The sequence below is a fragment of the Enterococcus sp. DIV0691 genome, from assembly GCF_051711145.1.
Lineage (GTDB): Bacteria > Bacillota > Bacilli > Lactobacillales > Enterococcaceae > Enterococcus_B > Enterococcus_B hirae.
The window spans coordinates 931,334-952,500 of sequence record NZ_JBIOLY010000001.1 but is presented as its reverse complement, the minus strand read 5'-3'; the positions used below and the strand labels follow the sequence as shown (position 1 = coordinate 952,500).

At 39.1% G+C, this 21,167-nt stretch carries 13 protein-coding genes, 1 tRNA gene and 2 rRNA genes (1 of these 16 cut by a window edge); 3 read left to right on the top strand and 13 right to left on the bottom strand.

Going from position 1 to position 21,167, the window contains the following annotated elements:
- From IGJ11_RS04300 to IGJ11_RS04265, 8 genes are all read right to left on the bottom strand, one after another.
- Nucleotides 1-971, bottom strand: a 23S ribosomal RNA gene (locus tag IGJ11_RS04300) (it extends 1,943 nt beyond the left edge of the window).
- Nucleotides 972-1,150: 179 nt separating this feature from the next.
- Nucleotides 1,151-1,223, bottom strand: a tRNA-Ala gene (locus tag IGJ11_RS04295).
- Between the two features lie 78 nt (nt 1,224-1,301).
- A 16S ribosomal RNA gene (locus IGJ11_RS04290) occupies nt 1,302-2,861 on the bottom strand.
- The 16S and 23S rRNA genes sit together here with 1 tRNA gene alongside, the layout of an rRNA operon.
- A gap of 676 nt (nt 2,862-3,537) precedes the next feature.
- Nucleotides 3,538-5,037, bottom strand: coding sequence for a HAMP domain-containing sensor histidine kinase (locus IGJ11_RS04285; protein ID WP_010719635.1), 1,500 nt, complete (start codon nt 5,035-5,037; stop codon nt 3,538-3,540).
- Entirely contained in the window at nt 5,034-5,720 is a 687-nt protein-coding gene (locus IGJ11_RS04280; protein WP_005875038.1) for a response regulator transcription factor, read from the bottom strand. Before IGJ11_RS04280 ends, IGJ11_RS04285 begins: the two co-directional genes overlap by 4 nt.
- A 187-nt stretch (nt 5,721-5,907) precedes the next feature.
- Nucleotides 5,908-7,329: an NADP-dependent phosphogluconate dehydrogenase gene (gene gndA, locus IGJ11_RS04275; RefSeq protein ID WP_010738115.1), complete on the bottom strand. Its 1,422-nt coding sequence runs from the start codon at nt 7,327-7,329 to the stop codon at nt 5,908-5,910.
- A gap of 209 nt (nt 7,330-7,538) precedes the next feature.
- Nucleotides 7,539-7,718: a 50S ribosomal protein L32 gene (gene rpmF / locus IGJ11_RS04270; protein WP_010719637.1), complete on the bottom strand. Its 180-nt coding sequence runs from the start codon at nt 7,716-7,718 to the stop codon at nt 7,539-7,541.
- 56 nt (nt 7,719-7,774) lie between these two features.
- On the bottom strand, nt 7,775-8,344 hold the full coding sequence (locus IGJ11_RS04265) for a YceD family protein (RefSeq protein ID WP_010738116.1): 570 nt from the start codon (nt 8,342-8,344) through the stop codon (nt 7,775-7,777).
- 505 nt (nt 8,345-8,849) lie between these two features.
- Between IGJ11_RS04265 and IGJ11_RS04260 the strand changes: the two genes are divergently transcribed.
- The gene (locus tag IGJ11_RS04260) at nt 8,850-9,752 is read left to right on the top strand and encodes a LysR family transcriptional regulator (RefSeq protein ID WP_053765615.1); all 903 of its coding nucleotides are present in this window, start codon (nt 8,850-8,852) and stop codon (nt 9,750-9,752) included.
- Nucleotides 9,753-10,007: 255 nt separating this feature from the next.
- Here IGJ11_RS04260 and pyk read toward each other — a convergent pair whose 3' ends face one another.
- From pyk to dnaE, 3 genes are all read right to left on the bottom strand, one after another.
- On the bottom strand, nt 10,008-11,792 hold the full coding sequence (gene pyk / locus IGJ11_RS04255; protein WP_010719640.1) for a pyruvate kinase: 1,785 nt from the start codon (nt 11,790-11,792) through the stop codon (nt 10,008-10,010).
- 120 nt (nt 11,793-11,912) lie between these two features.
- On the bottom strand, nt 11,913-12,875 hold the full coding sequence (gene pfkA / locus IGJ11_RS04250) for a 6-phosphofructokinase (RefSeq protein WP_010719641.1): 963 nt from the start codon (nt 12,873-12,875) through the stop codon (nt 11,913-11,915).
- A gap of 167 nt (nt 12,876-13,042) precedes the next feature.
- Complete coding sequence (dnaE, locus tag IGJ11_RS04245) at nt 13,043-16,357, bottom strand: DNA polymerase III subunit alpha (RefSeq protein ID WP_207433211.1); 3,315 nt, start codon at nt 16,355-16,357, stop codon at nt 13,043-13,045.
- A gap of 224 nt (nt 16,358-16,581) precedes the next feature.
- On the opposite strand from dnaE, the gene IGJ11_RS04240 reads away from it, so the two are divergent.
- On the top strand, nt 16,582-16,770 hold the full coding sequence (locus tag IGJ11_RS04240; RefSeq protein ID WP_010719643.1) for a YjzD family protein: 189 nt from the start codon (nt 16,582-16,584) through the stop codon (nt 16,768-16,770).
- Between the two features lie 272 nt (nt 16,771-17,042).
- Here IGJ11_RS04240 and IGJ11_RS04235 read toward each other — a convergent pair whose 3' ends face one another.
- The gene (locus tag IGJ11_RS04235; protein WP_010738119.1) at nt 17,043-18,239 is read right to left on the bottom strand and encodes a multidrug efflux MFS transporter; all 1,197 of its coding nucleotides are present in this window, start codon (nt 18,237-18,239) and stop codon (nt 17,043-17,045) included.
- 352 nt (nt 18,240-18,591) lie between these two features.
- Entirely contained in the window at nt 18,592-20,028 is a 1,437-nt protein-coding gene (locus IGJ11_RS04230) for an NCS2 family permease (RefSeq protein WP_178286489.1), read from the bottom strand.
- Between the two features lie 310 nt (nt 20,029-20,338).
- Between IGJ11_RS04230 and IGJ11_RS04225 the strand changes: the two genes are divergently transcribed.
- Complete coding sequence (locus IGJ11_RS04225) at nt 20,339-21,148, top strand: Cof-type HAD-IIB family hydrolase (protein ID WP_010738121.1); 810 nt, start codon at nt 20,339-20,341, stop codon at nt 21,146-21,148.
- Nucleotides 21,149-21,167 lie beyond the last annotated feature (19 nt).

Sequence of the window (21,167 nt, the reverse complement as noted above, 5' to 3'; positions counted from 1 at the left end):
TGAATGAATGGCATTCGGAGTTTATCTGAATTCGGTAACCCGAGATGGGCCCCTAGTCCAAACAGTGCTCTACCTCCATCATTCTCAATTCCGAGGCTAGCCCTAAAGCTATTTCGGAGAGAACCAGCTATCTCCAAGTTCGTTTGGAATTTCTCCGCTACCCACACCTCATCCCCGCACTTTTCAACGTACGTGGGTTCGGTCCTCCAGTGCGTTTTACCGCACCTTCAACCTGGACATGGGTAGATCACATGGTTTCGGGTCTACGACTACATACTCAAACGCCCTATTCAGACTCGCTTTCGCTGCGGCTCCGTCTCTTCAACTTAACCTCGCATGCAATCGTAACTCGCCGGTTCATTCTACAAAAGGCACGCCATCACCCATTAACGGGCTTTGACTTGTTGTAGGCACACGGTTTCAGGTTCTATTTCACTCCCCTTCCGGGGTGCTTTTCACCTTTCCCTCACGGTACTGGTTCACTATCGGTCACTAGGGAGTATTTAGCCTTGGGAGATGGTCCTCCCGGATTCCGACGGAATTCCTCGTGTTCCGCCGTACTCAGGATCCTCCTAGGTGCCTTCCAAATTTCATCTACGGGGTTTTTACCCTCTTTGACTGACTTTTCCAAGTCATTCGACTATCTGAAAGAACTACCATATTGGAGTCCTACAACCCCAATGAGCAAGCTCATTGGTTTGGGCTTTTCCCGTTTCGCTCGCCGCTACTCAGGGAATCGAATTTTCTTTCTCTTCCTGCAGGTACTTAGATGTTTCAGTTCTCTGCGTCTACCTCGAATGCGCTATGTATTCACGCAAACGTAACATCCTATAAAAGATGCTGGGTTCCCCCATTCGGAAATCTCTGGATCATAGCTTACGTACAGCTCCCCAAAGCATATCGGTGTTAGTCCCGTCCTTCATCGGCTCCTAGTGCCAAGGCATCCACCGTGCGCCCTTATTCACTTAACCTTATCAACCTTGCGGTTGGGTTTTGATCTTTCTTCTAGCGATAGAAGTCCGATCAAGAAAATAAGCAATTGAACTTATTAAAAAACTCATTCAACGCGGTGTTCTCGGTTTGTATTACTAATTTACTTCAAATATCCAGTTTTCAATGAACAAAATGTTTTAACAACTAATGTTGTTAATGGAGCCTAGCGGGATCGAACCGCTGACCTCCTGCGTGCAAAGCAGGCGCTCTCCCAGCTGAGCTAAGGCCCCGATTTATTTTTGAGAGTAGACCTCTCAAAACTGAACAAAGTATAAAACAAACAGTGTAGTCTCCGTAATATTCCTTAGAAAGGAGGTGATCCAGCCGCACCTTCCGATACGGCTACCTTGTTACGACTTCACCCCAATCATCTATCCCACCTTAGGCGGCTGGCTCCAAAAGGTTACCTCACCGACTTCGGGTGTTACAAACTCTCGTGGTGTGACGGGCGGTGTGTACAAGGCCCGGGAACGTATTCACCGCGGCGTGCTGATCCGCGATTACTAGCGATTCCGGCTTCATGTAGGCGAGTTGCAGCCTACAATCCGAACTGAGAGAAGCTTTAAGAGATTAGCTTAGCCTCGCGACTTTGCGACTCGTTGTACTTCCCATTGTAGCACGTGTGTAGCCCAGGTCATAAGGGGCATGATGATTTGACGTCATCCCCACCTTCCTCCGGTTTGTCACCGGCAGTCTTGCTAGAGTGCCCAACTAAATGATGGCAACTAACAATAAGGGTTGCGCTCGTTGCGGGACTTAACCCAACATCTCACGACACGAGCTGACGACAACCATGCACCACCTGTCACTTTGCCCCCGAAGGGGAAGCTCTATCTCTAGAGTGGTCAAAGGATGTCAAGACCTGGTAAGGTTCTTCGCGTTGCTTCGAATTAAACCACATGCTCCACCGCTTGTGCGGGCCCCCGTCAATTCCTTTGAGTTTCAACCTTGCGGTCGTACTCCCCAGGCGGAGTGCTTAATGCGTTAGCTGCAGCACTGAAGGGCGGAAACCCTCCAACACTTAGCACTCATCGTTTACGGCGTGGACTACCAGGGTATCTAATCCTGTTTGCTCCCCACGCTTTCGAGCCTCAGCGTCAGTTACAGACCAGAGAGCCGCCTTCGCCACTGGTGTTCCTCCATATATCTACGCATTTCACCGCTACACATGGAATTCCACTCTCCTCTTCTGCACTCAAGTCTCCCAGTTTCCAATGACCCTCCCCGGTTGAGCCGGGGGCTTTCACATCAGACTTAAGAAACCGCCTGCGCTCGCTTTACGCCCAATAAATCCGGACAACGCTTGCCACCTACGTATTACCGCGGCTGCTGGCACGTAGTTAGCCGTGGCTTTCTGGTTAGATACCGTCAAGGGATGAACAGTTACTCTCATCCTTGTTCTTCTCTAACAACAGAGTTTTACGATCCGAAAACCTTCTTCACTCACGCGGCGTTGCTCGGTCAGACTTTCGTCCATTGCCGAAGATTCCCTACTGCTGCCTCCCGTAGGAGTTTGGGCCGTGTCTCAGTCCCAATGTGGCCGATCACCCTCTCAGGTCGGCTATGCATCGTCGCCTTGGTGAGCCGTTACCTCACCAACTAGCTAATGCACCGCGGGTCCATCCATCAGCGACACCCGAAAGCGCCTTTCAAATCAAAACCATGCGGTTTCGATTGTTATACGGTATTAGCACCTGTTTCCAAGTGTTATCCCCTTCTGATGGGCAGGTTACCCACGTGTTACTCACCCGTTCGCCACTCCTCTTTTTCCGGTGGAGCAAGCTCCGGTGGAAAAAGAAGCGTTCGACTTGCATGTATTAGGCACGCCGCCAGCGTTCGTCCTGAGCCAGGATCAAACTCTCATAAAAAGTTCGAACAATCTTACGATTGTTAAGCTCAATTGTTTGCTAGCATATTGCTTGCTTGTTAAAAATGTTTGTTGTCTTGAATCAATCAAGACGCCCTACACATTTGGTTTGTCTTTGCTTTGTTCAGTTTTCAAAGGTCTACATTTTTTCTTTCAACAACTCTTATATCTTAACATTTTCTTAAGGTTTTGTCAACAACTTTTTTCAAGTTTTTTGACTGAGTTGTTTGCCGTGTTCTTAACGACTTGATTATCATATCATTTAAATTGTTATTTGTCAATAACTTTTTTCATTGATATTTCAATCTTTTCGTCACTTCTTAATCAAGCGACTTCGTTATTATAACATGGTGATTTTTCATCGTCAATATGTTTTTTCAACAAATTTTAAAGTGAAATTCATCACGCTTTATCAGAACAAATAATAATATATCAAGGACTGTCGAAAAATGCAATAGAAAAAAACATATTTTTCACTATAATTTTTAAAAGCGAATATTCCTCTCGATAATTAGTATTTTGACGTTTTTTTATAGTTTTTTCAGCGCGTTTAACACCAATTCAGATACAAAAGTTCGGTTCCGCGTATTTACGTTTTTTATAAATTCGAGCACTTCCCTATACTGTTTGTTTTCTTTTGTTTTTGAATAAAAAAAAACAAGTAAAGTTACTCCCCTTTACTTGTTTTCTTCTTTTACAATCGGAATAAAGATCCTAAAAATGGTACCCTGCCCAACGACACTTTCTGCATTGATTCTCCCTTTATAATTTTCAACCAATTGCTTAGCGATGGATAAGCCTAACCCATTACCACCTTTTGTTCGTGCTCTGGCTTTGTCGACACGATAAAAGCGATTGAAAATCTTATTAAGGTCTTCTTGTGGTATGCCTTCTCCAAAGTCTTGAATCGCAATTTCAAATTCGCTCAATGTAGAAGAAATCGAAATATGCACTTCTTTTCGATTGGTTGAATACTTCACTGCATTATCCAAAATAATAATGATTAGCTGTTCAAAGTGGTTACGATAAATTTGCAGAGTCACTTCTTTTGCTAAATCGTCATCTAAAGTAATGACATAATCTGGATATAGTATTTTGAAGTTATTGTAAACCTGGTAAGTGACTTCTTTCGCTAATGTCGTTTCATTCGCATAATGCATATCCACTTGTTCTGCTCTGGAAAGATCAAGCATTTCCTGAACCAAACTCTTCATTCGGCTAATTTCCTGCATGCTTGCAGCTAGTGATTCTTCTAAGATTTCAGGATCATCTTTCCCCCAACGATTCAATAAACTCAAGTGTCCCTCAATGATTGCTACTGGAGTTCTTAATTCATGAGAAACGTCTTCCACAAATTGTTCTTGCTGTTCAATATAAAGACGCATGCGATCAAGCATCTCATTGAAGATTTCAGCAAGATCAGCTAGTTCATCATTCGTATCGATTTCCGGCATATGAATATCTGATTGTGGGTCTTTACGAATCGTATCCATCGTGTCTCGTAAGACCTTTAATGGTTTTAAGAAATAAGAGGATAAGAAAAACCCGAGTATACTACTTAAAATCAAGGAAACAACTTCTAATACGATGAGTGTCAATAATAACTTGTTCCGAATATCATAAAAAGATGAAAGTTCATAAAAACTTTGAGCATAACCAATCTTTTCTCTCGTTTCTTTAGAATAGATCGGCTGGACAGAAAGAAAACCAGTTTTGCCATCTAACGTGACGATCGTTGGCACTTTTCTAGTTGTTTGGATCAATGAACGATCTTTTTCATGCGTTTTAAAAATTAATTTTTCATCTAAGTTATAGACATATAGATCCATTGAAGATTGTCCTAATTCGGAAATGAACGAATCGATTTTCATCAAATTCCCTTCAATGATTGATGTGTCACTGATGCTCGTATTATTTTCTGCATTTGTTAAGTTGCGGTAGGTGTTGACTAATGTCAGCTCTTCATTTGCATTGGCTAATCGTGAAGCGACTTCTGAGATCGTTCGTTCGTCATTGTTTCGCTCTTTTGCCACGATTAGATTGATTGAAGACTTATACGTAATGACCGCAAAAATGGTAAAAACAACGAATATAAAGAAAGAACTTGCAAAGGCCCACTTGATTGTCAAGGAGGGACCTTTAAGTTCTCTTTTTTCAGAATTTTTCGGTTTTATCACGAGCGCATCACATAGCCTGTTCCACGGACAGTTTGGATATAACTTTCTTCTCCTGGAACATCAATTTTATTACGAAGATAACGAATATAGACATCCACAACATTCGTTTCGACTTCTGTTTCGTATCCCCATACTTTGTTTAGTAAAACATCACGGGCTAATACAACATTTACATTTTCCATCAAAGTAAGTAACAATTCATATTCACGTTTTGTTAACTCAATGACTTCACTGCCACGTCGTACGACACGATTTTCTTTTTCGATCGTTAGGTCACGATAGGTGATCGTTGTTTGTTTCGCTACATTTTTGTCTCCTTCAATGTCGATACGACGTAATAAGGCACGTAAACGAGCTAATAATTCTTCAATCGCAAAAGGTTTAACGATATAGTCATCTGCACCATGATCTAATCCTGAGACACGATCGATTACTGAGTCTCTAGCAGTCATCATAATGATTGGTGTATTTTTTACTTGACGGACACGACGGCATACTTCTAGTCCATTTAATTCTGGTAACATCAAGTCTAATAAAATAGCATCCCATTCATTGTTTAACGCTGCATCTAATCCTGTACGGCCATTGTAATGTACTTCTGCATTGTAGCCTTCATGCTTTAATTCTAACTCGACAAAACGAGCTAAGTTTTTCTCATCTTCAATGATTAGAATATTACTCATCAATTTTTTTCCTTTCTATTCTACGGGCTTTTCAAAACTCTATTATTATACCGATAATCTACTTAAAAATCTATAACCATTTTATCATGGATAACAATTTTTAAAAAGAGCTGAAGTCTTCTCTTTTCAGTTGACTCCAGCTCTCATGTCATCTTTTATTTTTCTTCATCTTCAAGAAGCGAAAAGATTACTCTTCATGATACCATGAATAATGGAAGATTCCTTCTTTATCTACCCGTTCATAGGTGTGCGCACCAAAATAATCACGTTGCGCTTGGATAATATTTGCCGGTAAGCGTTCTGCTCTATAAGAATCGAAATAAGCAATCGCAGAAGAAAAAGTTGGTACTGGAACGCCTGCTTGGACAGCTAGTGCGACTACATCTCTTACTGCTTGTTGGTATTTATTGGTGATGTCGACAAAATAATCATCTAATAAAAGATTTTCGATATCAGAATCCTTGTCATACGCATCAGTGATTTTTTGTAAGAAACGAGCACGAATGATACACCCAGCGCGCCAGATCTTAGCAATTTCACCAAATGGCAGATCCCAACCATATTCTTTAGAAGCAACACGTAATTGAGCAAAACCTTGTGCATAACTCATAATTTTGCTGAAGTACAATGCTTCACGGATTTTTTCGATTAACTCTTTTTTATCTCCAGTAAATGAAAACTCATTCGTGCGGGTTAGCACTTTGCTTGCTCGGACACGTTCGTCTTTGTACGCTGAAATGTAGCGGGCAAAAACTGATTCTGTGATCAATGGTAAAGGAACACCTAGGTCTAACGCACTTTGGCTCGTCCATTTTCCTGTTCCTTTGTTACCAGCAGCGTCCATGATGACGTCAACGATTGGTTTACCAGTTCCTTCATCATCTTTTCTTGTTAGAATATCTGCAGTGATCTCAATCAAGTAACTATCTAACTCACCTTGATTCCATTCTTTAAAGATGTCAGCCATCTCTTCAACTGATAAGCCTAAAATGTTTTTCATCAAGTCATAAGATTCTGCAATCAATTGCATATCGCCATATTCGATGCCGTTATGAACCATTTTGACATAATGACCAGCACCATTAGGACCGATGTAAGTCACACAAGGGGCCCCGTCTTCTGCTTTAGCAGAGATTTGCTCTAAGATTGGTGCAACCAATTCATAGGCTTCTTTTTGCCCTCCAGGCATGATTGAAGGTCCTTTTAAGGCTCCTTCTTCCCCACCTGATACACCTGTGCCGATAAAGTTGATACCAGAGTTAGCTAGTTCTTCATTCCGACGAATCGTGTCTTTGAAGAAAGTATTTCCTCCATCGATTAAAATATCTCCTTTATCTAAATGCGGAAGTAATTCTTGGATGGTTGCATCCGTTGCCGGACCAGCCTTTACCATTAGAAGGATTCGACGTGGTTTTTCGATCGAATCGACAAATTCTTCGATTGAATAAGTTGCTTTAAATTTTTTGTCTGGGTGTTCTTCCACCACAGCAGTTGTCTTTGATCCAGTACGGTTAAAGAGGGCAACTGAATACCCACGACTTTCAATATTAAGGGCTAAGTTTTTACCCATTACGGCCATACCGACAACGCCGATTTGTTGTTTTGACATATGAACTCCTCCTACATATGGGATGTTCTCCCTAATCTCTATCATTATAGCTTAACATGGCGCTATTGCAAACCAAAGAAGCATATATTTTTATGACGTTGTTTCAATATTAATGGACGAGCTAGGAAAGTTTTAAAGTATCACAAAAAAATAAACCTCAAGGCTCCATGGTTAGCCTTGAGGTTTTTACATTTTCTAATTAAAATGTATTAAGCTTCTTTAGACATTACGTCCTTACCATCGTAGTAACCACAATTTGCACATACGTGATGGCTTTTTTTCATTTCACCACAGTTTGCACATTCGTTTAACCCTTTGATTGTCAATTTGTAGTGTGTACGACGTTTTGCTTTTTTAGCTTTTGATGTTCTTCTAGCTGGTACTGCCATTTTGCTACACCTCCTTGTAAAGTCTTGCACCTTAATTGATGCAATATATTCCAATCTTACGCTTTATCATCTTCATTTGATGGTTCATCAAAAAGTTCCGATAATTTTGCAAGACGAGGATCTACTTTTGTCTTGGCATCTTCTGATTTTCTACGCTCATATTCTTCTTCGGAAACGACTTCCCAATCTGTTCCTTTCGGTAGGTCAGTTGCGAGTTCTTCTTCCTCAGTTAATACGCGCATCGGAATTGCCAATAAAATGTTGTCTTCAATTGATTCTGTCAGGTCAAGTTTTGCATCTTCGATTAACAAAATCTCTTCTGCAGACAATTGGTCATCTCTGAGTTGATATTGTTCTTTTGTCATAAACAATTCGTCAACGGTAAAGTCCATCGGTAATTCAACCGGTTCTAAAGAACGCGTAGATGGAACAGTCAGAGTCGTCTGCACAGTGTAATGAACCAGATAGCCTTTTTTATCAACTGAGACTAACCCTTGGACTGCAACAGGCGCAACATCTAGTATTAAATTGTCTCGCTCCATGAGTTCCGCTTTAAGATCAAGGGTCTCATGAAATGTTAACGGTGTCTCTTGGTATTTTCTCAATTCGAGTAAGGACCATTTCATTTTTCATCACTCCTAAGCAACAAAAGCAATTATACAGGGCAAAAAGGTCCTTGTCAATGAAATTTTCTTGACACCTTACACTTCATTAAAAAACATTTTTTTTATTTATTCGTTATGTTGTCTTATTTTTATTTACGAACAAATTTCCATGGCAACTCGCAACAAATAGAGAAGCCATTTTTTTAACTGAACTTTTTCTCTATTACGTGAAAGACTCTCTGTAAATTTTGACTTTTTCTCCTTATTGTTTCGTAAACTATATGTTTACCCCAAAAATTAACTGATGATTTTTAGAATAACATTCGATCATTCCTACAGAAGAACGATTTTTACTAACCAAGAATGATAACTAACGGTATAAAAACAGCAGTTTTGATCGTTTATCCGGCTAAATTCTTCTACAAGTTGTTCTGTGGCGTACATACTTGATGGTTTCTATTTGCTCAAGTATTCAAGATGAACTACAATAAACAATATTTATAAGAAAAAGGAGCAGACGCTTGTTATGAACACACGAGATATCGAATATTATGTTCAAATCGTCAAGCAAAAGAATTTTACCAAGGTAGCCAAGTACTTTCAAGTTAGTCAACCGACGATCACTTATGCACTTAAGCGCCTGGAAAAAGAACTTGACGCAGTTCTTATCACGAGAGATCGTTCACATCACGAATTAGTGATTACCCCTGCTGGCAAACAGTTATTTATCCATGCACAATCTATCTTGCAAGAGATCAAGATGGCAAAAGCAGAGATTACGCAATTACAGAAAAAGAAATTACGATTTGGAATGCCACCAATCATTGGCAATGAATATTTTCCGAAATTATCCAGTTATTTTATTAAATCTCAGCTAATGGACCAAATTGAGATTACAGATGGTGGCTCTAGAGATTTGTATGGCATGATCCACCAAGGAAGAATCGATTTAGCGATCCTAGGCTCCACCCAACCAATTATCGATCAAAAATTAGAGATCGAATTACTTTTAGACAAGCGTTTCATGATTGTTGTTGCTCCTACTCATCCTTTCGCTGACCGACAAACGATTTCTTTTAGCGACCTAACAGCTGAACAATTCGTTTTATTGAACGAGCATTACGTTCATCCTGCAGCTTTTAAAAAGTTAGCTAAACAGGCACATATTGAACCTAAAGTTGTTTACCAAAGCAATGACTTAGCCATATTGAAAAGCATGATTCGAGAAAATATTGGGATTGGTTTTTTAACTGAAATTGCTATTCACCCTGAAGATCATCTCGTATCGATCCCACTTTCCGATCAGCTCCAGCCGCACTTTCTGATTTCACTCGCTAAGCGTACTCAGCAAATCCCGACTCCTTTACAAGAAAATGTGGTTGAGGTCATCCAACAATTTATGAAAACTCAAAAGAAGAACAAATCTTAATTGAATGGCTATTAATAGAAATGAATAATAATTAACACTTTTGAATAAACAATAAATAATGGTTGTACGGTAGTCTGCTCGTTCCCCTCTAATTGACACTTTAAGAACATCAGAAAAATTTCGTTTTAAATCCGTAGACTAAACACTACGACGATCATTCTGCCACAACGAATGTTATCTCATGATTTCTCTAAAAATCAACAAAAAAAGGATAAGACCTAGGTCTTATCCTTTTTTGATGATCAGCGAAGCCAATTAGATTGCTGTTGTTTCGCCACGGTATACAATACCACGACGTGAGTCTACAGTTACTAACTCGCCATCAGTGATTGTTGAAGTTGCATCTTGTGCACCAACGATTACAGGAATGTCTTGTGCAATTCCTACAACTGCTGCGTGTGAAGTCAATCCGCCTTCTTCAACGATAACTGCTGCTGCTTTTTCAATTGCAGGCATATATTCTTTATCAGTTGTTGGAACAACTAAAACCATGCCGTCTTTTGCTTTTTTGATTGCTTCTTCAGCTGATGAAGCAACAACTGCATTTGCAACGACTGATTTTTGACCAACGCCTTGAGCTTCTAATAATTTTGAACCAATCATTTGAATTTTCATTACGTTAGTTGTTCCACGTTCACCAACTGGTACACCAGCAGTGATCAAGATCAAATCGCCTTCTGAAGCAAAGCCTAAGTCAACTGCTTTTTGAGCAGCTAATTCAAACATTTCGTCAGTTGTTGTTGGTTTTTCAGCAACTGTTGGGTAAACACCCCAGTTAAGCATCAAACCACGTTTTGTACGTTCGTCAAAAGTAACAGCCAAGATGTCAGCATCTGGACGGTATTTTGAGATCATTTTAGCTGTATAACCAGATTCAGTTGCAGCTACGATTGTTTTAACGCCTAAGTTTTTAGCAGCGCGTGCTACAGATAGACCGATTGTTTCAGTCACATCAGTTTTATCAAATTCGTTTAATTGGAAAGTACCTAATTCTGATAATGCATTTTCAGCTTGTTGGTCAATACGAGCCATTGTTGCAACAGCTTCTACAGGGTAGTCACCGTTTGCTGATTCTCCTGATAACATTGTTGCATCAGTTCCGTCAAATACGGCATTGGCAACGTCAGAAGCTTCTGCACGTGTTGGACGTGGGTTTTCTTGCATTGATTCCAACATTTGTGTTGCTGTGATTACTGGGATACCAGCTGCATTACATTTTTTGATAATACGTTTTTGAACCATTGGAACTAATTCGGCAGGAATTTCAACACCCATGTCACCACGAGCGATCATTACACCATCAGAAACTTTGATGATTTCGTCGATGTTGTCGATTCCTTCTTGTGATTCAATTTTAGGGAAGATTTGAACGTGTGTCATATCTTTTTCTTCTAAAATTTCACGAATATCTAAAACGTCTTGCGCTTTACGTACAAAACTTGCAGCGATAAAGTCGATATCGTTATCTAGACCAAAACGAATATCATCTGCATCTTTAGGAGTAATCCCTGGTAAGCTGATTGAAACGCCTGGTGCATTAACCCCTTTACGAGATCCTAGCATTCCAGCATTTTTCACTTCTACAACTAATTCACGAGTTGCTTCGTCTTTTTCAATGATTTCCATATCGATCAAGCCATCATCGAATAAAATGTGTCCACCTACATGAACGTCTTCAAATAGTCCAGGGTAAGTAACAGCGATTTTTTCTTTTGAACCTACATGTTCAGGATCCATTGAGATACGAGTTTTATCTCCTACTTCAAATTTGATGTATCCTGCACGACCAAAATCAGCTTCAGTTGTGCCTTGAACAGTTGTACGAATTTCAGCACCTTTTGTATCTAAAAGGATACCTACATCTTTACCTGTTTTTTTAACTGCTTCACGGACCATTGTCATACGTGATAATTGTTCTTCATGATCACCATGTGAAAAGTTAAAGCGGAAGACATTTGCCCCAGATTCAATCAATTTAGAAATAGTTTCTACTGAATTACTTGCTGGTCCTAATGTACTAACGATTTTGGTTTTTTTCATTTTACAAAACTCTCCCATTCAATTTTGTTTATTTAAAGCTGGTTAAAGCCTAAATACAAAGATAACAAGCTATACCTATTTTTAACTATAGCTTAAATTTCAAATAACAGGCTTTCAATCTTAGAATGAAAGTGAGTTATTTAAGTCATAAAGTGATAAGTCTGGTTTGTGTTTGTTGCTTTCTAGTGTTTCGATGATATCTGCAGCGACCATTTCATTGTCGCGGATACCCACACATAGACCACCTTTACCTGCACGAAGCAAGTCAACAGCATAAGCACCAAATTTGCTTGCTAACACACGGTCACGTGCGCTAGGTGAGCCACCACGTACTACGTGTCCTAAAATGGATACACGTGTATGGTAATCACCATATTCAGAAAGTTTTTCGGCAAATTCATTTCCGCCCATTACGCCTTCTGCTAAGATGATCAAGCAATGTTTTTTACCACGATCGCGGCCTTCTTGGATTTTTTTAGCCACAGATGCCATATCAAAATCATGTTCAGGAATGATAATTTCATCTGCGCCACCGGCAACACCTGACCATAATGCGATATCGCCAGCGTTACGTCCCATTACTTCAATAACAAACGTACGAACGTGTGAAGTTGCTGTATCACGAATACGGTCGATTGATTCTAAAACTGTGTTGATTGCTGTATCAAAACCGATTGTGAAATCAGTTCCTGGAATATCGTTGTCAATCGTTCCTGGAACACCAACAGCTGGAAATCCACGTCTTGTCAATGCCATTGCTCCATGGTAAGAGCCATCTCCACCGATAACAACTAAACCTTCGATACCGAATTTTTTCAATTGTTCGATCCCTTTTAATTGACCTTCTTCAGTCGCAAATTCAGGGTAACGTGCAGAGTACAAGAATGTCCCACCACGTTGGATTTTATCACCCACATCTGCAACATCTAGACGACGAATATCTCCTGCAACTAATCCAGCAAATCCATAGTTGATTCCATATACTTCGAGCCCTTCATAAATCCCTTTACGAACAACGGCACGAATAGCAGCATTCATTCCAGGTGCGTCTCCGCCACTGGTCAAAATTCCAATGCGTTTCATAATAATCATTCACCTCATTAAAATACTTTATCCTAAGCAATGCTTAGGTTAATAACCTTCTTTGCGTTAACCACGACTAACATTCTAACATTATTTTTAGCAATTGTCTTGATTTACTGATAAAAAAATGAAAAAAAATGAAAGCAAATAGTATATTTTACCGTAAGTTATTTGAAAACAACATTTTCTGGTTGGAGCAAGTAAGCTAATTGACTCTTCAAGCTCTTACTTCCATCGACCCAATAAGCTTCTGCCAGCACTACTTTCCGTTGATTCTTTTCATGATACATCACGACTGGAATGTACCCAGAATGTTTCTGAAAAATAGTTTGCAATTGTTTCATCGTTTGCGGATCATCAAATTCTTCTTTGATTCGTAAGTAGCAAGTCTGATCTTGATATTGTTCTTCTAATTCTACAGGATCAGCAAAATTTTCGCCAATCAATTGCAACTCTTGGTTGTATTTACTCGTTTCTGTTCGTCCTTGAACAAAGATCACTTTATTCAACTCAAACAATGAACGAAATTGTCGATAGGATTTGGGGAATACAGTGATCGTGATTTCTCCACTGATATCTGTTCCTTCAACAAAAGCCATCAACTCCCCTTTTTTAGTTCTGATTTCACGGATATTTTTAATCATCACTAATACACTGACTGTTTGTTTCGGAATAACTTCAGTAATTAACCGGATTTTTTTAGCTAATTTCAAGCGTTCATAGCCTTCTGTTGGGTGCCCTGAAAGATAAACGCCTAAATATTCCTCTTCTAATTGCAGCTTTTCTTCTAAAGAATAGTCAGCCACTTCTTCTTCTTTTAAAGCCATGATCCCTAGGAGATCTAAGCTTCCACCACTATAAATGATGTTTTGTATTTTTCCTTCTAAATCGAGCATCAATTGTTTTCGGTTTGGTGCCAATTCATCAAACACACCTACTGCTACTAATGACTGGATCAACTCTAATTTTAGCCAGCGTTTATCTAAACGAATCAAGAATTGATCCACTGATTGATAAGCGCCATTTTCTTTTCGATCTTTTAAGATATCCTCAATGAAGTCTTTTCGGACACCTTTGATCGCAGTTAGACCAAAACGAATCTCTTCTGGATTAATCAGCTCAAAGCCATAATAGCTCTGATTAATGGAAGGTGCTGCTAGTTTTAATTTTTTCTTTCTTGCCTCAGCGATGTATTCTTTTAATTTGGTCGTATTGTGTCGAACCGAATTTAGTAAACTAACAAAAAATGCGCCTGGATGGTGGGCTTTGAGGTACGCCATTTGAAACCCAACAAATGAATACGCAAACGCATGCGAGCGATTGAAACCATAATTGGCAAAACGTTCGATATAGTCATAGACTTCGACCGCTTTTTCTTTCGAATAGCCCTGACTTACTGCCCCACTGACAAAGTGTTCCCGCTCTTTGTCAATCACTTCTTTTTTCTTTTTACTGATTGCTCGACGCAAAATATCCGATTGGCCCAAAGAAAAACCAGCCATCTTTGCAGCGATTTGCATAATCTGTTCCTGATACACGATGACACCATATGTGTTTTTTAAAATAGGCATTAAGGAATCATCAGGATAATGGATCGTTTCTTTTCCTTTTTTGCGTGAAATAAACGTATCGATATTTTGCATTGGTCCTGGACGATATAACGCATTGACCGCCGCAATATCTTCAATTGTTTCTGGTCCTAATCGGCGTAAAACATTGCGAATACCTGCCGATTCAAATTGGAAAACCCCTGTAGTGTCTCCTTGCTGAAAGAGAAAAAGTGTCTTAGGATCATTTAAAGGAATTTGTTTCAATTGAATTTCTTTCTTTTCTACTTTTTTAATAGCTTTCAATGCGTAATCAATGATCGAAAGATTTCGCAATCCTAAAAAATCCATTTTGAGTAGTCCGATTGCTTCCACGTCATTCATCGTATATTGAGTTAAAAATGCTTCATCTGATCCTTTTTGTAATGGAACCAGATCTAATAGATTCTTATCACTGATCACAACACCCGCTGCGTGAGTCGAGACATGTCGAGGCAATCCTTCTAAAATCGAAGCTGTTTTAAATAGTAATTGATTTTTTTCACTTAACTGAACTAACTCCACTAAGGGTTTCGATGTCCGATATGCTTCGGGTAAGGTAATTTTCAACTGATTAGGGATCGCCTTTGACCATCGATTGGCTTCGCTTTGTGATAAACCAAAGACACGAGCCACGTCCCTTAACACCATCTTAGCCGCCATCGTCCCAAACGTTGCAATTTGCGCCATATGGTATTGTCCATATTTTTCTCTCACATAATTCAAGACTTCTTCTCTACGATTATCAGGGATATCCAAATCGATATCTGGCATCGTATAACGTTCTGGGTTTAAGAAACGCTCAAAAAGCAAATCATATTGCAACGGATCGACATCGGTGATCTCCAAGATATATGCAACTAATGAACCAGCCGCTGATCCTCGTCCAGCGCCAGTCACGATTTTTTCTCGATGAGCAAACGCCATGACGTCCCACACGATCAAGAAATAATCATCAAAGCCCATTTGATGGATAATCGACAACTCATATGCTAGACGCTCTTGATATTCAGGAGTGATTTCTTCGACTCGCTCTGCTAATTTTGCGTGGCACAATTCATCAAGGTACTGACCAGCACTTTTTTGATCTGGTACTGGGTAATGAGGCAGCAGCTTTTGATGAAATTGAAATTCAAAGGAAACCGATTGAACTAAACGTTGCGCACCCTCTAGCGCATCAACCAACTGTGCTTCATTAAACCGTTGGATCATTTCATTTTCAGCAAGTAAAAAACCTGTTTTCGTTTCTATCTTTTGTTGGTTGATTGCTTCCATAGAAAGTTGGCTCCCAGCTCGAAGATGTTTCATCGTCTCAAGCGCAAACAGTTCTTCTTGTCTTAAGCTGGCAATAGGTTGTAATGCACATAAGGAATAATTGTTTTCTGCTAGGAACGTTACCCAACCACTTGGTAGTTCTGAGAAACTTTCAGTGATTCCAACATAAAAATCTTGTCGACCTACTTTTTCTTTGAGTGCTTGCCAATGGACAGTAAAGGTCTCCGTTTGATTAAATTCAGCTACCACAGAATGTTTTGGAGGAACGACGAAAATCAAATGATCTGATTCCGTAAATTCTGATAAGGCGAGACTTTCTTGAATCATTTTTTTACTCGACAGCTTCATCAATTGCTGGTAGCCAACGCCATCTTTAGCATATACCAATAAATCAAAAGCTTGGGACTCATAAGTATAAGTAAGGAGCATGCCGACAATTGGCTTTATTCCTTCTTTGATACATGTTTGATAAAACTCAGGTATCCCATACAGTACATCTTGATCAGTTATTCCTAGGACTGTATAACCTAGTGCTTTTGCCTTTTGGACATAATCTTGGATCCTGATCGTGCTTTGCAACAGCGAATAGGAGGTTTTTGTATATAATTGTGGGAAAAACATGATCATTCCACCTTTTGTATAGTTAGACAATTAATCAATGCATTCATTTATCTACTATGAATATAGGATAAACGACAACGCATTTGTAATCATTCTCTTTGATTTGCATTTTTATTATTTTATCACATGGACTGGTTAAATCATAAAACTTGTTTTTTTACAACTAGCTTTCTTTACATTCAGCAAAATTCTGGTAAACTAAGCTTAGAAAAGAGGTGTTCTTTATGCGATATATCGTCACATTATTTTGGTCATTTGTCTTAGGTCAAGTCGTAGGTTACATTGGTGGGGCTCTTACAAGCGGTGGCTATGATTTTACTTTAACAACGATTATTTCATTGGTTGCAGGCGTTGTTGTCATTTTACTTGGTGCATTGGCAACTCCTAGAAAAGAAGCCTCATCACATTCATAAAAGCCAAATGAGGGTGGGACGCAGTCTCATCCTTTTTATGTATTTTGATAAAATCATTTCGCTTTCCATTAACTTTTTGGAGTGGAAAAGTTAAGCCTGGGACAAAAGGTCGTCCCGGGCTCTTTATCATGCACAAAAATGAATAATTGTTGTTCCTTGAAATAAGCCTGAATTTCTCAAAACATGAGCGGTTATTTCAACAAATTCTTCCCTAGTGTCATCGGAGTTGCGAGGTTTTAACGAAAGCGACACACGATCTTTTCATCATCTGATCAGAAGCGTTGTCGAAGAACTTTTCTGAAGTTAAATAAAGATAATAAGATATTAGATAAAACAAAGAGGCTTGTAGCAATGAACACTGCGCGATAGTTAAAGGCATGCGCAACCGTCGAGCCCACCATCGGTCCAAAGACTTGTCCAAAATTACTACACATTTGATTGTAACTATAGATTCGACTCACTCCTTCTGGCGGCGTGATCTTACTGATGAGTGTATTGATGGATGGCATTAACGCTCCCGTTGAAAAACCAAGAATAAACCGTAAGATCCCCAACTGTAAAGGGGTCGCTACAATAGCCATGGGCAAGTAGCAACAAAAAGATAAGGTTAGCCCTGCAAGCAGTACTTTTTGGTTCCCTATTTTATCCCCTAATTTCCCTAGTTTAGGAGATGAAAAAACTGCAGACACACCTGAAATCGAAACGATTAACCCACTAACAAATAAAATATTTCCTGAATTCCCGCTTAGCTCACGAATATATAGGGTCAAAATAGGACTGATAGTTGTGATACCAATTTGAAGGATCAAAGTGGTCACAAATAATCCGATCAGAATGGATAAATGATCCATTTTGGCAAAGATTTCTTTTGTACTGATCATATCATTTTTTTCTACTGGTTGAAAATCTTCTTTTACCAAGAAAATGGTTAAAAGTGTTGTCACAAGTAATAATACCCCAGTAATCAAGAAAACATTCTCCATACCAAACCACTGCGCCAACGCACCTCCCATTGATGGTCCGATCAAACTGCCGGCAATCGCTCCAGTCGATAAAGTTCCTAATGCCCAACCACTTTTTTCTTTTGGCGCTTGTGAAGCAATCATCGCAGTCGCGTTAGGAATATAACCTGATAAAATGCCATTTAAAAAACGCATGACCAGTAACCAATACGCATTGGGAACAAAGGCCAACGATCCCATCGTTACCGTCATCCCTGCGGCAGCTCGGATCATCATGAGCTTTCGCCCTTTACGATCTGCCAAATTCCCCCATATTGGCGCTACGATAGCTGAAGCAAAGGCAGTAACAGATATCGCTAGACCGGAAAACAACTCAACTTGATCACTTGGTGTACCCAATTGTTCTACATATACAGGAATAAATGGCATAACTAAACTAAAACTAGCCCCTGTAAAAAAGCAGCCGATCCAAGCCACGAATAAATTTTTCTTCCATTGTATCTTCATTGATCATCCTCATTTCTTTATGTTTCTTTGCAAAAAATTTCTTTTTGAAACAGCATAAATTATGTATTGTTACTATATAGACGAAAGGTTTTGTTCCGAGCAGTACTATCTTCTACTTATTTACTATCTTAACAGTGAAAATCTTATGTTACAAAAAAACACTCTTAACAACTATATAAAATCGTTAAGAGTGCAAATACTACTTTTTTCGAATCATTCAAATGGTGATGGCAAAAAGCGTTTTTTCTTATTAAATTTGTGCTACTTTTTATTGTAAACTTACTCATGTTGTTGTTTCCTGACTTTTTAGCTGGTTCTTTAAGAAAATAGTTCAGCTACCAGTTAGGCTGGTTTACATCGTTGCTAAAATAATAAAGTTAAGGATAAACAAGACCACAACGATCCATAATGGGATTGAAATTTCTTTGAATTTCCCTTTGATTACTTTGACGATCGTGTAAAAAATGAAGCCGACAGCAATCCCATAAGAGATGCTATAGCATAATCCCATAAAGATTGAAGCAAAGAATGCTGGTAGTGCTTCTTCCAGGTCAAGCCAATTGATATCTGTGAATGAAGCCATCATCATCACACCAACTAAAATCAATGCAGGTGCAGTTGCTTGAGTTGGAACGATAGAAATCAATGGTGAAAAGAAACTACTTAATGCAAATAAGACTGCAACCACTACTGAGGTCAAACCTGTTCGTCCACCAGCACCGATACCTGCAGCAGATTCTACATAAGTCGTCGTATTTGATGTTCCAAAGATTGCTCCTACAGATGTCGCAATGGCATCGGCAAAGAGCGCTTTATCCATTTTTGTCTTGAAACCTTTGCCATCTTCTAATGCTTCTTCATCTTCTTTTGAGAAGATCCCCGTACGGCGACCTGTTCCAATGAACGTCCCAATCGTATCAAATGTATCCGATAAACTAAACGCAATGATCGTCATGATTACTTGTGGAATCTTTGAAGAATCACTAAATAATGATTGCATCCCCTCTGGTCCAAAAGCAGCACCAAAAGTCGTGCCTAATTCTTTGAATGAACTTCCTAATGAATTGGCTTGCCAATCAATCGTACTTAAATCAACAACCCCCATCATAATCCCTAAGACAGTGGTTGCCACGATCCCGATCAACATCGCACCACGAACATTTTTTACCACCAGGATCGCTGTTAAAATCAAACCGATCACAGCTAATAAAATCGGTGCATTATTGAAGTTGGCTAAAGCTGGAACGATCCCACCATTGATTGTGACATTCGTTGCCTTGCCTCCGTCAACCACCGAACTAGTGATTGCTGCCTGATCAGCTGAAAAAGAGAGAAATCCTGCATTTTTGATCCCAACATAAGCGACAAAGATCCCGATCCCGCCTCCAATCGCATGTTGTAGACTTTCAGGAATGGAATGAATGATCAATTTTCGTATTTTGGTCACAGTAATAAAAATGTTGACCATCCCACAAATAAAGACCATCGCTAAAGCTTGTTGCCAAGAATAACCTAATCCAAAAACTACTGTAAAAGTAAAAAAGGCATTTAATCCCATTCCAGGTGCTTGCGCATACGGTACATTTGCAAACAACCCCATTACCAAAGTACCAATGATCGAAGCGATGATTGTTGCTAAGAACACTGCCTGAAAAGGCATCCCTGATGCTGACAAAATGGTTGGATTTACAAATAAGATATAACTCATTGCAAAGAATGTCGTAACCCCAGCCATGATTTCTGTTGGTACATTTGTCTTATTTTTCTTTAATTGGAAAAACTTTTCCATAAAAAATTTCCACTCCCTGAATTTTTTTGACGTAAAATCAAATAATAAAATAAAATAAGTCAACTATTCCGTTTACGTCGAACAATTATTGATTATAATTATAGTTCGTTCGCTTTTCAATAAAATCATTAAAAAAAGCAATAAAAAAATGCTTAATGTTCGTGTTTTACCTTATAAATAGTTATTGAACAAAATGTATCCGTTCTCTTTAATTTAAAAAAGACTTCTTTTTCCCTTACATTTGCACCTTGTTAAAAAAAATATATGTGCTAGACTGAAACACATACTAGCATTGAAAGGAATGACATTTTTGAATAGAAAGCTCATTGCCATTGATTTAGACGGAACAACTTTAAATCCGGATTCAATCATTACTTCAAAAACTGAAGAAACATTAAAAAAAGCGATTAACGCTGGTCACCATGTCAGTATTGCTACTGGGCGTCCCTTCCGAATGAGTTATCATTATTATCAGCAATTAGGATTGTCTACACCGATGGTCAACTTTAACGGTGCTTTAGTACATATCCCTAATCAATATTGGGCTCATGAAAAAGAAACATCGATCGATAAACGCATCGTATTCGAGATTTTAGCTCAAAAACGCCAATTGAATTTAGATTTCATTGCTGCAGAAAATCGTGAAACTTATTTTATTGACAGCTTTGATTTTTTTGATGAAAAAATTTTTGCTGCATCAAATCCTAGCCCTCAAAATTTATTATCGCCTAAAAATCTGACAACTGATCCAACCTCTTTACTGGTTCGAACAGAAAAATGCTATGCTGAACAAGTTTCAGCTGAATTAACCCGCCAATTCGGTAATTTTGTTGATGTTCGTACTTGGGGAGGACCAATGGCTATTTTAGAAATCGTTTCTAAAGGAATTGAAAAAGCCAAAGGCGTTCATCGCATTGCCAATTACCTTGATATCGATCAAAAAGATGTCATTGCTTTTGGTGACGAACATAACGATTTGGAACTATTAGAATATGCTGGCTGGGGAGTTGCAATGAAAAATGGTACCGATCAATTAAAAGGCGTTGCTAACGATGTCACTGAACACACCAACCAAGAAGATGGCTTAGCTACGTATTTAGAAGACTTATTAGCCCTTTAAAATCAAAAAAGACCGTTCC